The sequence below is a fragment of the Rhodococcus sp. ACPA1 genome (genome assembly GCF_002300195.1).
Lineage (GTDB): Bacteria > Actinomycetota > Actinomycetes > Mycobacteriales > Mycobacteriaceae > Rhodococcus_F > Rhodococcus_F opacus.
This window is the reverse complement of the sequence record NZ_NSDX01000015.1, coordinates 150070-163391: the sequence shown is the minus strand read 5'-3', so window position 1 is coordinate 163391 and position 13322 is coordinate 150070. Positions and strand designations below refer to the sequence as shown.

Annotated in this window: 14 protein-coding genes; 5 read left to right on the top strand and 9 right to left on the bottom strand. The window is 69.7% G+C overall.

The genetic code is table 11. The features are described from left to right. The first annotated feature begins 84 nt into the window (after positions 1 to 84). Positions 85 to 354 carry a DUF4235 domain-containing protein gene (locus tag CJ177_RS45305; RefSeq protein ID WP_095871023.1) on the top strand — a complete coding sequence of 90 codons (270 nt, stop codon included), beginning with the start codon at positions 85 to 87 and terminating at the stop codon, positions 352 to 354. A gap of 39 nt (positions 355 to 393) precedes the next feature. Further along, a complete protein-coding gene (gene phoU, locus CJ177_RS45300) occupies positions 394 to 1041 on the top strand; it encodes a phosphate signaling complex protein PhoU (protein WP_005246296.1) in 648 nt (215 codons plus the stop codon). A 13-nt stretch (positions 1042 to 1054) separates the two neighbouring features. On the opposite strand, the gene CJ177_RS45295 is transcribed toward phoU, so the two are convergent. From CJ177_RS45295 to CJ177_RS45280, 4 genes are read right to left on the bottom strand one after another with little or no spacing between them, the layout of a single operon-like run. Further along, positions 1055 to 1672, bottom strand: coding sequence for a class I SAM-dependent methyltransferase (locus tag CJ177_RS45295; RefSeq protein WP_061698080.1), 618 nt, complete (start codon positions 1670 to 1672; stop codon positions 1055 to 1057). Beyond that, complete coding sequence (locus tag CJ177_RS45290; protein WP_061698081.1) at positions 1666 to 2439, bottom strand: PIG-L deacetylase family protein; 774 nt, start codon at positions 2437 to 2439, stop codon at positions 1666 to 1668. Before CJ177_RS45290 ends, CJ177_RS45295 begins: the two co-directional genes overlap by 7 nt. A 2-nt stretch (positions 2440 to 2441) precedes the next feature. Continuing rightward, a complete protein-coding gene (locus CJ177_RS45285) occupies positions 2442 to 3407 on the bottom strand; it encodes an acyl-CoA dehydrogenase family protein (protein WP_061698082.1) in 966 nt (321 codons plus the stop codon). Beyond that, complete coding sequence (locus tag CJ177_RS45280; protein ID WP_061045190.1) at positions 3404 to 4069, bottom strand: glycosyltransferase family 2 protein; 666 nt, start codon at positions 4067 to 4069, stop codon at positions 3404 to 3406. The genes CJ177_RS45285 and CJ177_RS45280 overlap by 4 nt, the downstream gene beginning before the upstream one ends. A 125-nt stretch (positions 4070 to 4194) precedes the next feature. Here CJ177_RS45280 and CJ177_RS45275 point away from each other — a divergent pair, with 125 nt between their 5' ends. From CJ177_RS45275 to CJ177_RS45265, 3 genes are read left to right on the top strand one after another with little or no spacing between them, the layout of a single operon-like run. Further along, on the top strand, positions 4195 to 4722 hold the full coding sequence (locus tag CJ177_RS45275) for a 2Fe-2S iron-sulfur cluster-binding protein (protein WP_061698083.1): 528 nt from the start codon (positions 4195 to 4197) through the stop codon (positions 4720 to 4722). Continuing rightward, on the top strand, positions 4719 to 5711 hold the full coding sequence (locus CJ177_RS45270) for a xanthine dehydrogenase family protein subunit M (protein WP_095871022.1): 993 nt from the start codon (positions 4719 to 4721) through the stop codon (positions 5709 to 5711). The genes CJ177_RS45275 and CJ177_RS45270 overlap by 4 nt, the downstream gene beginning before the upstream one ends. Next, entirely contained in the window at positions 5708 to 7804 is a 2097-nt protein-coding gene (locus CJ177_RS45265; RefSeq protein WP_005246311.1) for a xanthine dehydrogenase family protein molybdopterin-binding subunit, read from the top strand. Before CJ177_RS45270 ends, CJ177_RS45265 begins: the two co-directional genes overlap by 4 nt. 10 nt (positions 7805 to 7814) lie before the next feature. On the opposite strand, the gene CJ177_RS45260 is transcribed toward CJ177_RS45265, so the two are convergent. The 5 genes from CJ177_RS45260 to CJ177_RS45240 form a co-directional block, all read right to left on the bottom strand. Further along, positions 7815 to 8135: a hypothetical protein gene (locus CJ177_RS45260; protein WP_005246323.1), complete on the bottom strand. Its 321-nt coding sequence runs from the start codon at positions 8133 to 8135 to the stop codon at positions 7815 to 7817. Positions 8136 to 8140: 5 nt separating this feature from the next. Further along, the gene (locus CJ177_RS45255; protein WP_025432597.1) at positions 8141 to 8530 is read right to left on the bottom strand and encodes a Zn-ribbon domain-containing OB-fold protein; all 390 of its coding nucleotides are present in this window, start codon (positions 8528 to 8530) and stop codon (positions 8141 to 8143) included. Positions 8531 to 8805: 275 nt separating this feature from the next. Next, entirely contained in the window at positions 8806 to 11163 is a 2358-nt protein-coding gene (locus CJ177_RS45250; RefSeq protein ID WP_061045194.1) for a LuxR C-terminal-related transcriptional regulator, read from the bottom strand. 75 nt (positions 11164 to 11238) lie between these two features. Next, a complete protein-coding gene (locus CJ177_RS45245) occupies positions 11239 to 11925 on the bottom strand; it encodes an SDR family NAD(P)-dependent oxidoreductase (protein ID WP_005246329.1) in 687 nt (228 codons plus the stop codon). A 120-nt stretch (positions 11926 to 12045) separates the two neighbouring features. Then, positions 12046 to 13266, bottom strand: coding sequence for a lipase family protein (locus tag CJ177_RS45240; RefSeq protein ID WP_061045196.1), 1221 nt, complete (start codon positions 13264 to 13266; stop codon positions 12046 to 12048). Positions 13267 to 13322: the final 56 nt, after the last annotated feature.

The window sequence follows — 13322 nt, the reverse complement described above, 5'->3', positions numbered from 1 at the left end:
GCGGCGTCGCGGTGTGAGGACGGCGAATACGGGTACTCGCCGTACCGAGAGCGATCGACGGGATCGAATGCGAAGGGCGGGAACATGAGTGCCGTATCGAAGGCAATGTACAAACCGTTGGCGCTGGCCGCGAGTGTCGCCGGCGGAATCGCGGCCAGTGCGGTTTTCGGTCAGGTGTGGAAGCGTGTCGCCGGCGAATCCGAGGCTCCCGACCCCAAGGATCTCTCACGCAGCACCCGCGAGGTGCTGATCGCGGCGGCCGTGCAGGGCACCGTATTCGGCATGGTCAAGGCGGCGGTCGACCGCGCGGGCGCGCGGGGGTACCGGAAACTGGCCCACGCCGACCCCAGGTAGATCGAGGCAGTTGTCACAGAACACCCTTAGGCTGAGCCGATGCGTACACGTTTCGCGGAAAACCTCGACAGCCTGTCCGGCGATCTCGCCTCCATGTGCCGGCTGTCCGTTACCGCGATGTCGGAGGCGAGCGACGCACTGCTGCAGGCAGACCTCGAGCTCGCCGAGCACGTGATCGACGTGAGCGGCGAGCTCGACGATGCCGCGGCGCACTGGGAGAAGCGCGCCTTCGCCCTGCTGGCGCTGCAGGCACCGGTCGCGCACGACCTCCGATTCATGGTCGGAGGCCTCCACATTTCCGCGGATCTGCACCGCATGGGCGGTCTCGCGGTGCACATCGCGAAGATTGCCCGCCGACGGCATCCCGACCACGTCGTTCCCGACGAGGTCCTGGAGGTGTTCACCGAGATGGGCGCCGTCGCCGTCGCGCAGGCGAAGGAAACCGAGCAGGTGCTGCAATATCGGGATCCCGAGCGCGCCCGCGGATTGCTGACGGCGGACGAGGCGATGGACGATCTCCATCGGAGCCTGTTCACGATCACCCAGGCCGAGGACTGGCCGCACGGTGTCCAGTCGGCCGTCGACATCACCCTGCTCGGCCGCTTCTACGAGCGGTTCTGCGACCACACGGTCGAGATCGGCAGGCGCGTCATCTTCCTCGAGACCGGCAGCCTGCCCGAACAATGAGGGCGACGCCCGGTCAGCTCAACCCTTCCTCCGCGGCCACCGAGGGCACCGGACCCCGGGTGTAGACGTCGAGGCGGAAGTCCGCGTCCCGATACGCCCCGGCACGGTGGAGGCCGTCGGTCGCCGCGACCGTCTCGTGCACCGCCCGGCCGGTCTGCGGATACTCGGGTACCGGATGCTGCCAGTGGACCGCCACGAGGGTGCCGCCCTGTTCCAGGGCATCGACGGCACGTCCCAGCGTGGTCGCGAGGTCGGCGGGGGTGAGGTAGTACAGCACCTCACTGAGCATCACGAGGTCGAAAGCGCCGGGTGGCCACGGGTCGAGCAGCGATGCCCGGCCGAGTTCCACCCGGTCGGCCACTCCTTCGCGCCGCAGACGGTCCCGTGCGCTCTCCAGCGCACGGGGAACCACGTCCGTTGCGACGACCCGGTCGCAGCGTCGTGCCAAGTGCGCCGTGAGCACGCCGATCGAGCACCCTGGTTCGAACGCCCGCCGATAGTGCGGGCGGGGCAGGACCGCGAGAGTGAGCGCGTACTTGCGGCGCTCGTACCATCGTTCGTCGAAGCCCCACGGGTCCGCCGATTCGGCATACATCGTTTCGAAGTAGCCGGGATCCATCGCGCTCACCACAGCACCCATTCCGTTGTCCGCATCAGTCTCGCGAGCACCCACGGCGGGAGGATCGCGGCGTCCCGCGGATCCTCGGACAACGGGAGGATCTGGGTGCGGAATTCGTCGACGGCACGGCGTTTGCGTGCCAGGATCTCCGCGGCCGGGGTCAGGACGCGTATCCGGTTCCAGGGCACCGCCGGATCGGCCGGCCGTGCCCAGTGCCACATCCAGACCGGATACTCCACCAGGCGGTGACCGGTCATCGAACATGCTTCTGCCGCAGCTCTTCCGGTGGCTTCGTGATCGGGATGGCCGTCGCCTCGCCAGGTGGCGAGCACCCACACCCTCTCCCCTTCTCCGGAGGTCGCGGTGAGCACGTCGACGAGGCGGGTGATGAGTTCGTGCTCGTGCGCGCTCACCGCGCCGTCCGGTATTCCGAGTCGCAGTGGTTCGCCGATACCCAGCAGTGCTGTCGCCTGGTTCGATTCCGCGATCCGTGCGGCGGCCAACGCGTCGGGCGTCAGCGTCGGCGAGTCGGGGTGGGACGCCGCACCGTCCGTCACCGCCACCACCATGACGGGAATACCGGCGGCCGCGGCGGTGGCCATCAGCGCGCCCACACCGAGTACCTCGTCGTCGGGATGTGGTGCGACGACGACCAACCGGTCGCACTCCGCGAGTGGAGCCGGCAGGAAGGGGGTGGACGCCAGCCACGGCTGCCATTCGTCCTCCGGTGTGCCGCGCGCGGCCACCGGGATCTCCCGGAATCTGGTGGCGTTGTCCACTGTCAGTCCTCCCCCGCGACAAGTGCGCCGAGTGCCGCGAGATCGCGCTCGGCGTGGGATTGCCGGATGTACACGAGTAGGTCCGCGACATTGCGGGCATGGCCGGCGTCCGTCGCGAGGGGCGCGGCGCCGAGCGCGCGGCCGACGCGGTCGATCACGTCGCTCGCGGTCCGCTCGATCAGCGCCCGCACCCGGAACGCGCGCGTCTGGGCGGACCTCCGATCGAGGGGACTCGCATCCACCTCCCCGGCCGCGGCCTCGAACGCCCATCGGGCCGCGCTGACGGCGACGTCGATCGCGCCGAGGTGCGCGAGCTGGTGACTGTCCGCGCGGCCACTCCGGGCTCGCACCCGCAGCGGTTCGGCGACGGCGAGCGCGCCCCCGAACCAGCACGCCGCGACCCCGATGCCGCCGTGCCAGAACCCGGGACGGTCGAGGTACTCGTCGGGCGCGCCGATCGGTCGCGCGGGAACGCCGTCGAACGTCACCGATTCGGTGTCGGTCGCCGCCATCCCCGGATTCCGCCAGCCTCCGTGGCCCGCCGCGACCCTCGGTTCCCGCAGGTCGACGGCGAACAGCCGGGGTTGCTCCCCGACTCGCGCCGTGACCAGGGCATGCGTGCACATCGACGCCCCGGAGCACCATGCCTTCGTCCCCCGCAGGCGCCACCCGGCCGCGTCGTGGGACGCGTCCAGCACGGGGTGCGGTGGCTCGCTGGCCCACACACCCCAGAACTCGTTCCGGCCGGCGCGGGTCCCGTCGACTTCGGCGAGGATCGCGTCCGCGTCTGCGTGTGCCTCGAGGAGCCGTCCGACCGAGAGGTCGTGGCGGCACCACTGCGTCAGCCGCGCCCATCGGGCTGCGGTCGACCCGCCGCCGGGCAGCGGCAGTTCCGCGTCCCCCGAACGGATGATCGCCCGCACTGCGGCGGCGGTGGGGCTGCTGTTCTGGGTCACGTCGGCGCTCATCGGTCCCGCAATCCCTCGAGGTACGTGGCGAACCCCTGCGGGGCTCGGGCCCCGACGCGCGCCGACGTCTCCACCGGGGCGTCGATACTCCACACCACGTTCGCTCCCCGCCCGACCATCCGCTGCACCAGATCCACGTCCTCGTGCGCGGGCAGTGCGGCAAAACCTCCCACCGCCCGATACAGATCCGCGGAGAATCCCAGCGACGCGCCGTGCACGTGCCCATGGGCGGCGCCGGACCGGTAGGCGCTGCCGTACCGCGACCGGACATGGTCGGGCCACCCCGACCAGTCGGTGACCGCCACCGTGCCCGCCACCAACTGCGCCCCACGACTCGCGTGCTGCAGGTGGGACGACAACCAGTGCGCGGGGACGCGCGAGTCCGCGTCCGTCGTGGCGAACCACTCGTGTGGGCGCGGGGCGACCGAGTCGAAACCCGCACGCCGGGCCGCGCCGACGTTCCGCGCACCCAGGACCACGACGTCGACGTCCGCCCTGCGGACGACGGCTTCGCTGCCATCGGTGCACCCGTCGAGCACCACCACCGTCGTGACCGGCACGGACACCGCCCCGGCAGCGGCCCGCACCCCCTCCAGACAACGCGGCAACAGCGCTTCCTCGTCGTGGGCGGGCACGACCACCGTGATGTGCTCGACGCGCATGACGTCCCTTCCTGATCACTCACTGTTTCCGGGTTCAGCAAGTACCCAGTCCGTCGTCAGGGGAACCACAGCCGTGGCACCGCCGAGACTGATTCGGGATCCGTCACCGCGGGTAACCTCCCGCCATGAAGGTCGCGGACAGCCCCCGCTATCGGAAGGTCACCCTCACCGTGGACGGTGAGGAACGGACCCTCGAAGTCGACACCCGCACGACGCTGCTCGACGCGCTCCGCGAGCATCTCGGGGTGACCGCACCGAAGAAGGGTTGCGATCACGGGCAGTGCGGCTCGTGCACCGTCCTCCTCGACGGCAGACGGGCCACGTCCTGCCTCACGTTCGCTGTCGCCCATGACGGTGACCGCGTCGTCACCGCACACGGACTGGCCGACGGCGACGTGCTGCATTCCGTTCAGCAAGCGTTCGTCGAGCAGGACGGACTGCAATGCGGGTACTGCACGCCCGGTCAGATCTGTTCGGCGATCGGGATGTTCGACGAGTTCCTTGCCCTGCACCCGAGCGCCGTCACCGAGAACCTGACCGCTCCGCCCGAACTCACCGACGACGAGATACGGGAGCGGATGAGCGGAAACCTCTGCCGGTGCGGCGCGTACCCGAACATCCTTGCGGCGATCCGGCAGGCGGCGGAGGCGTGATTCCCTTCGATTACGAGCGGGCCACCGACGTCGACAGTGCCGTCGCCACGGTCACGGGTGACCCGCGGGCGTCGTTCCTCGCCGGCGGGACCAACCTCGTCGACCACATGAAGCTGGGGGTCGCGCACCCGCATCTCCTCGTCGATGTGAGCCGTCTCCCCCTCGACGACGTCGTCGAACTTCCGGACGGCGGGCTCCGGATCGGGGCGGCCGTCCGCAACAGCGATCTCGCCGCGCACGACGTCGTCCGCGCCCGGTACCCGATGCTGTCGCGCGCGCTCCTCTCCGGTGTGTCGGGACAACTGCGCAACGTCGCGACCACGGCGGGAAATCTGCTTCAGCGGACTCGCTGCGCGTACTTCCAGGACGTCACGACGCCGTGCAACAAACGGGAGCCCGGCACCGGGTGTTCCGCGATCGGCGGTTACGTGCGCTACCACGCCATTCTCGGTGCGTCGGAGCACTGCGTCGCCGTGCACCCGTCCGACATGGCGGTCGCGATGACGGCGCTCGACGGTGTCGTGGTGGTGCGCAGTGCCGACGGTGAGCGGCGAATCCCGCTGAGCGAGTTCTACCGGCTTCCCGGAGACCGGCCCGACCACGACACCGTCCTCGCGCACGGCGACCTCGTGACCGCCGTGGAGCTGCCCCCGCCGCCTGACGGGAACCGGTCCGCGTACCGGAAGGTGCGCGACCGTGCCTCCTTCGCGTTCGCGCTGGTGTCGGTGGCCGCCGAGCTGACGATCGGGGATGCGTCGATCACGTCGGCCCGGGTCGCTCTCGGCGGGGTCGCGCACCGGCCCTGGCGCGCCACGCTCGCCGAGGAGGTCCTCGTCGGGTCGCCGGCCACGGAGGACACGTTCGCCGAGGCTGCTGCAGCGGAACTCGCGCCGGCACAACCGCTTCCGGGGAACGAATTCAAGGTCGCACTGACCCGGCGGATACTCGCGTCGGTACTTCGTTCACTCGCCGAGGAGGCGCGCCGATGACGCTCGTCGATCCGAAGGTGATCGGAACCTCCGCCGAACGGCTGGACGCCCACGACAAGGTGACCGGTACGGCGTTGTACGCGTTCGAGCACCCCGTGGAGGAGCCGACGTATCTGCATCCGATCCTGTCGACGATCGGACGCGGCCGGGTCACGGCGATGCACGCGGCCGACGCAGAAGCCCTGGACGGGGTGCTCGCGGTCCTGACGGTCTTCGATGCGCCCCGCCTCGCGGACACCTCGGACGGGGAACTCGCGATCCTGCAGGACCCCCAGGTCCACTTCCGCGGCCAATTCGTGGGTGCGGTGGTCGCGGAGACACCGGAAGTCGCCCGGCACGGCGCGAGCCTCGTGCGCGTCGACTACGACGTGGAATCCCACGACACCGACTTCCATTCCGGCCGAGACGATCTCTACGCCCCCGAGGACGTGAATGCGGGGTTCCCGACCGACACCGAGGACGGCGACGTCGACGCGGCACTGGCCGCCGCCGCTGTCACGGTCGATCAGGTGTACTCCACCGCGATGGAACACAACAATCCGATGGAACCGCACGCCGCCATCGCCCGGTGGACCCCGGGCGGCAGCGGACCGGTTCTGACGCTGCACGATTCGACGCAGGGTGTCCACTCCGTGCGGCAGACGCTGGCACCGCTGTTCGGACTCGAAGTCGAGCAGATGCGGGTGATCGCCCCGTACGTCGGCGGCGGCTTCGGCTCCAAGGGTCTGCCGCACGCGCACGACGTGCTCGTGGTGATGGCGGCGCAGCGGGTGGAAGGCCGGCCGGTGAAGTTCGCGCTCACCCGGCAGCAGATGTTCGCCCTCTCCGCGTATCGCACGCCGACGGTGCAGCACATCCGGCTCGGGGCGGATGAGGACGGCCGGCTGACCGCGCTCGCCCACGAGGCGATCGTGCAGTCCGCGAAGATCAAGGAATTCGCCGAACAGGCGGCGGTCCCGTCGCGGCTGATGTACTCCGCGGGCACCCGGTACACCACCCATCGTCTCGCGTCCCTCGACGTGCCCGCCCCCTCCTGGATGCGTGCCCCCGGCGAGACCCCGGGCATGTTCGCGGCCGAAGTGGCGATGGACGAACTGGCCGAGGCCTGCGGACTCGACCCGATCGAACTGCGGATCCGCAACGAACCCGGGGTCGACCCGAGTACGGGCCGCCCCTGGTCGGGGCGGCGCCTCACCGACTGCCTGAGGGAGGGCGCCCGGCGTTTCGGGTGGGCGGACCGCAACGCGACGGCGTCGGCCCGGTCGGATTCCGAGTGGCAGGTGGGGATGGGCGTCGCGTCCGCAACGTATCCCGCGAACACGTCACCGGGGTCGGTTGCCCGGATCGTGTACGAATCCGACGGCACGTACACCGTACAGATCGGGTCGGTCGACATCGGTACCGGCGCATGGACCGCGCTCACGCAGATCGCGGCCGACGCGCTGGGCTGTCCCCTCGACGCGATCGTCCTGCAGATCGGCGACACGAATTTTCCGTCGGCGACCGTCGCAGGCGGCTCCACGGGTACCAGTTCCTGGGGCAGTGCGATCGTCGCGGCGGCCCGGTCGTTCCGGGACGAGCACGGCACGTCCCCCGCCCCGGGCGCGGAGACGAGTGCGGGGACGCCCGACAACCCCGACGCCGAGAAGTTCGCGCTCCACTCGTTCGGTGCCCACTTCGTGGAGGCGCACGTCCACCGGGACTCCTGCGAGATCCGCGTCGAACGCATGCTCGGGGTGTTCGCGATCGGCCGGGTGATCAACGCCCGCACGGTTCGGTCGCAACTCCTCGGCGGTATGGCGATGGGGATCTCGATGGCGTTGCACGAGAGCAGTGTGAACGACCCCCGGTTCGGTCACGTCGTCACCCAGGACCTTGCCTCCTATCACGTCAGCACGCACGCCGACATCAGGTACCTCGACGCGGTGTGCCTCGACGACGTCGACGAGCACGCCAACCCGATGGGATCGAAGGGCGTCGGTGAGATCGGCATCGTCGGGGCCGCGGCCGCGGTGGCGAACGCTGTTCGTCACGCCACCGGGGTCCGGGTCCGGAAGGTGCCGATCCACCTGGACGATCTGCTGCCCGGGTGATCGACCGGGACTACCGCACGTCCCACGCCTGCGCGAGGGACGTGCGCAGGTGACTTTTCATCGCACGGATCTTCTGGACATCGGTGGATTTCGGTGCGAGTCCCTCGAGTACGAGTTCCATGAAGCGTCGGCGGCTGACACCGAATCGCTCCAGCAGTTCCGCCGCGCTGGCACCACCGAACGGTGCCCACTGGATCGCGAAGCTGATCATCCACCGGGCATCCGAGCTCACCGAGTGCATCTGCGCGAGCAGATCGCACCGGCGAAGCGCCAGGCGCAGCCACTCGGTGCCGAACGCTTCCTCCGGTTCGTCCGCGGTCTGTGTCGTCACGCCGATCACCGCTGACCGGCGGAGCGGACCGCGAACACCGGCAACTGTTCCGCCCTCGACGCGGGGCGGAACTCGACGCGAACCGGACAGTCGGACGGTGCCGGGACGTCGCCGTCGATCCAGGTGTAGACCCACGGCCCCTCGTCGAGTTCGACGATCGCGATCGTGCACGGGACGAGACCACGGTCCACCTCGTTCACCTCACGGTGGACCACCTTCGAGGACACGATCGATCCGATGCCGCACGACGGGACCCGCTCGAGGTTCGAACCCTGACAAGCGGAGCAGGTGGCCATCAACGGCGCGAGCAGGGTCGTGCAGTTGAGGCAGCGTTGGATCATCAGTTCGCATTTCTGGGCGAGTCCCTGCCAGCGGGTCATGCCGTCCGTGGTCACGCCGTCACCCCCGTGAGTTCCTGCCCCACCACATCGTCTGCCATTCGGTTTCCCCCGATCCACACAAGACACCGGTCGGTGTGCGCCCGACAGAGAATCGGGGGCCGTGGAAGTTGGGGGTCGGGCTTTCGGTGTGTTCGGGGTTCAGTGGACATCGGGGGCCTCGGTCTGGAGCCGGATTGGGGGGACGCGTACGAGCATCCCGTCCGCGGCGGCGAAGTACAGCGGCTGAACGACCCGGGGACATACCTATTTCGTCCCGTGCAGGTGCCCGGTCAGGGGTGCGGGTCCTGTGCGTGTTCGACGATCCACGCCGCGATCTGGGTTCGCGAGTTGAAACCCAGTTTCGCGAGAATGTGCTCGACATGCCCCTGCGCCGTGCGCTGCGAGATCACCAGCCGGGCCGCGATCGCCTTGTTGGTGAGCCCGTCGGCGACCAGTTCGGCGACCTGCCATTCGCGTCGGGTCAGGTGCGTCGCCCCGTTCGACGCCGACACCGCCTCCGGCCGCTGCTCGTCGAGCGCGTAGGCGACCGCATCGTCGAACGACGTGTGCATACCGTGGTCGAAGGCGGCGTCGAACGCGCGGTCCCCGATCACGGCGCGTGCCTGCTGCTCGCATTCCGCGTGGTGGACGAGCAGGTTGGGGTAGACGGTGCTGGGGTTGCCGACGGTCTGCGCGACGGCCTCCGCGGCGCCCATCAGTTCGGCGGCCTGCTGGGCCCGGCCGGAGCCGACGGCGACCCAGGCGAGCACCTCGAGTGCCCCGCAGGCGCTGATCCGGTCGTCGACCAGATGCGAGAGCCGCAGCCCCTGCTTCACGTAGTCGTCGGCGAGGGCGAGGTGCCCGCGTTGCCACGCCGCCATTCCCGCCGCCCACAGCGACCAGCCCCGGTACACGGACTCGCCGTGGGCCTCGGTCAGGGCGAAGATCTCGGACCCGCACATCTTCGCCACTGCCCCGTCGCCCTGCATGCCGCTCACCAGCGCCAACCCGAGCAGTCCCCACGTCAATTGGAGCCGATTGCCCTTGTCACGAAATTCGGCGAGCGCATCTTCGAAGCATGCCCGTGCGCGCGGGAGGTCCCCGGCGAACATGGCGCAGCAGCCGGCGGCATGGACCACCAGGGCACGCATCAGCGTGTCACCGTTCCTCTCGGCGAGGACGGCGCCCTCGTCGACCAGTGCTTTCGCGGCCTCACGGTCGCCGTGCATGCCCGCGAGCACACTGTCGACGTACAGCGCCTCGATCCGTTCGCGGCTCGCGCCGCCCGGGTGCCGTCCCAGCAGCTGTCCGAGCCACCGGCGACCCTCGCGGAGCAGTCCGCGGGCGCGCCAGTACGGGTACAGGGCGGCGGCGATCCGCAGCCCCGTCTGGGCCTCCCCCGGCTCGGTCAGGCAGAAATGGAGGGCCGCCCGCACGTTCAGCGTCTCCGCGTCGAGCCGGCTGATCCACATCACCTGCCGGGGTCCGATCCACTCGGCCTCGCACCGCACCACCAGCTGCTCGTACCAGTCGCGGTGCCGCCGGCGCAGCGACACGTATTCCCCGGTCTCCTGCAGTTTCTCGCGACCGTAGTCGCGCACCGTCTCGAGCAGGTGGTACCGCACCGCCGGCCCCGACTCCTCACGGATCAGGATCGATTTGTCGAGCAACGACGCCACCACGTCGAGGACGTTCTCCACCGGCAGGTCGCCGGCGCAGATTCCCTCCACCGCGTCCAGTTCGAAGCCGCCGGCGAACACCGACAGCCTCGCCCACAGCTCGCGTTCCTCCTCGGTACACAGCTCGTGACTCCAGTCGACGCACAGCCGCAGGGTCTGCTGCCGGCTCGGCGCGCCCCGCGATCCGACCGTCAGCAACCGGTAGCGGTCGGTCAGCCGCTGCAGGATTTGTTCCGCCGACATCACCCGCAGCCGCACCGCCGCCAGCTCGATCGCCAACGGCAACCCGTCCAGCCGGCGGCAGATCCGGGCGACCGCCACATGGTTGTCCTCGGTGAGTTCGAACTCCGGCACCGCTGTGGCCGCCCGCTCGACGAACAACGTCACCGCCTCGTACTGCGGCAGGCCCTGCAGGGACGAGCGTTCGGGTTCGGGCACCGTCAGCGGCGGCACCCGCAGTACCGCCTCGCCGCCGATGGCCAGCGGTTCGCGGCTCGTCGCGAGGATCCGTAACTCCGGGCAGCTCCGCAACAACGTCTCCGACAACGCGGCGGCCGCGGCGACCACGTGCTCGCAGTTGTCGAGCACCAGCAGCAGTTGCCGGGTGGCGAGGTACTCGGTCAGCAGCACCTCCGGGTTCCCGGAGCGCTGCTCGCGCAGTCGCAGTGCCGCCGACACGGCGTCGACGAGTGTCGTGTCGTCGTCGAGCTCCCCCAGCTCGACCAGCCACACGCCGTCCTCGAATGCGCGGCTCGCATCGGCGGCCACCCGCAACGCCAGCCGGGTCTTCCCGACACCGCCGATCCCGGCGAGTGTCACCAGACGTGACACGGACAGCAGACGTCGCGCCTCGGTCACCTCACGGCGACGGCCGACGAAACTCGTCAGTTCGTGGGGCAGGTTTCCCACTGTGCCCTTCACTGCCGCCGGCATCACACCGTCACTCTCGACTCGCAGCCCCCTGCGCACACGGTACTCCCGGTGCGCGGCGGCAACGACGCTTTCGGCTGCGGGTCCGCGAGTCTCGGGGCCCCGCGAACCGGATCACCGCGTCCAGCGGGTGGGCGCCCAGCGACCGGTGTAGGACCGGATGCGGTTGGCGCGGCGGGCCGGCCGCCGAGTGGCGGCCTCGGTCAGGCTGTGCGGGATCATGGCGATCCGGGCGCCGTCGACCACGTAGGCGGCCCCGGTGACGAACATTGCGGCCGGCGCGGTCAGATACGACGCGACGGCGGCGACTTCCCGGTCGTCGGGGCCGAGCGATGCGAAGTCCGGTTCGACTGCGGGCACCACGACCGAGTTGACGGTGATCGAGTATCGCGCCAGTTCGGCGGCGAGGAGGCCGGTGACTCCGCCGAGCCCCGACGACGAGGGGGTGATGTTGACGATCCGGCCGCCCTCCCCGCCCGCGATCATGTAACGCACGGCGCGCTGGATGCACTCGACGGCGGTACTGCCGGGGCAGCTGACGAGAACGCCGATTCCGCCCAATTCCCGGGCGAACTCGTCGACGGCGGCCGCGGAGTCGGGCAGGTCGGCCAGATCCATGCGCTGCACGGCTGCGTTCACCGATCTGGACCGGACGTCGGCGGCGGTGGATTCGGCGCTGTCCCGGTCCGCGGCGTAGGCGAGGCCGATATGGAAGCCGTCGTCCGCGAGCGCCAGTGCGACCGCTCGGCCCATCGGCGAGTCCGATCCCGTCACGACTGCGGTGCGTGTGCTGGGGTGCATGACTTCGGAATACCCCCTGGTAGATCTGCTCAAACGCTCAACTTTCGGACTGTGTACGGGCAGAACACAATCCGGCGACGAGCCGCACACGCAACCCGTCGCTGATCGCCGCCGCACCAATCAGCAGTTGGACGGCGCCGGGTCGCCCCGGAACCGGGCGTCGAGGTAGTCCAGGGCGGTCGGCAGGCCCAGCACGGCGGTGGTCAGGTGGTCGGGACTCGGGAACAGATCGGATTGCACCTTGGCGCCGGCGGCGCAGTATCGCGCGACGGTCGCCTCGATCGAGTCGACCGGGATGAGTACGTCTGTCGGGCTGTGCCATTCGAAGATCGGTGCGGTCGGAATACCTGGGTACAGCTCGACGCTGTTCTCGTTCAGCACCTCCCAGGCCTGCGGGCTGCTCATGAGGTCGGTAGTCTTGGCGACCTCCGTCGCGCTGCGACCGGCGCCGGCCGCCAGAATGCCGTTGGTGCACGCGTTGACCATCTCGTCGCGCATCGCCAGGCCGCGATCGTTGAGTTGCTCGCTGATCGGCAGGCGGTCCGGGTACTCACGCTCGAGTCCGAGTGCCGCCGCCATCGCGAGACCGAATGCCGGATGCGGTTGCATGCCGAGTCCGTTGGCCATCTTGCCGATGTTCATGGGCACACCGCCCTCGGCGACACCGACGATGTTCAGTTCCGGCGCGTACGTGGGTGCGAGCGCCGCGGCCCACGCCGACGCCATGCCGCCGCCGGAGTATCCGGCGAGCGCGACCGGGCTCTCCGCCACACCGAGTTCGGGCACCCGCTGAACCGCGCGGATGCCGTCCAGGGTGATGGTTCCGCCGAGTCTCGCGGCACCGTAGGCACTGTTCGGGCCGAGGTGGTCGGGAAGCGCGACCGTCCAGCCGCGCTGCAGTGCGAGGTTCAGTGCCGGCGCCTCCTTGATCTGGAGGTCGGGGTCGTTCGAGTACAGGGTCCGCGACGGCGCGCACCGCGGTCCGAGCGCGTTGATGATGTGCTGATACGACAGCAGCGGCCCGTTCACCGGCCGGGTGCGGGGTACCAGGACGGTGGTGACCGACGAGATCGGGTGGTCCTCCGAGTTGGTGGTGCGGTACTTCACCTGCCAGACGTCGGTGTCGGGGAAGGCGAGCAGCGGCGGCATCGGACGGACCGCGAGGGGCTCCCCGACCGCTGCAGCGGCCAGCCCCTGCGACTGCAGGTAGAAGGGGTCGGGGTCCGAGGCGGGATAGATCGGCACGGCGGCCGCGACTCCGACATTCGCGACGGTGATACAGGCGACGAATGCGGCGCACAATGCACCCGCGGTGAGGCTCGTGATACGTGCACGCTTCATGCCGCCTCCTAGTTTGCCTAGAGATCGATTGTTACCGAGTTCGCAGGAGATATCGG

Coding starts and splice junctions, on each gene's coding strand:
- CJ177_RS45305 (WP_095871023.1), top strand. CDS start 85: ATGAGTGCCGTATCGAAGGCAATGTACAAACCGTTGGCGCTGGCCGCG.
- phoU (WP_005246296.1), top strand. CDS start 394: ATGCGTACACGTTTCGCGGAAAACCTCGACAGCCTGTCCGGCGATCTC.
- CJ177_RS45285 (WP_061698082.1), bottom strand. CDS start 3,407: ATGAGCGCCGACGTGACCCAGAACAGCAGCCCCACCGCCGCCGCAGTG.
- CJ177_RS45280 (WP_061045190.1), bottom strand. CDS start 4,069: ATGCGCGTCGAGCACATCACGGTGGTCGTGCCCGCCCACGACGAGGAA.
- CJ177_RS45275 (WP_061698083.1), top strand. CDS start 4,195: ATGAAGGTCGCGGACAGCCCCCGCTATCGGAAGGTCACCCTCACCGTG.
- CJ177_RS45265 (WP_005246311.1), top strand. CDS start 5,708: ATGACGCTCGTCGATCCGAAGGTGATCGGAACCTCCGCCGAACGGCTG.
- CJ177_RS45245 (WP_005246329.1), bottom strand. CDS start 11,925: ATGCACCCCAGCACACGCACCGCAGTCGTGACGGGATCGGACTCGCCG.
- CJ177_RS45240 (WP_061045196.1), bottom strand. CDS start 13,266: ATGAAGCGTGCACGTATCACGAGCCTCACCGCGGGTGCATTGTGCGCC.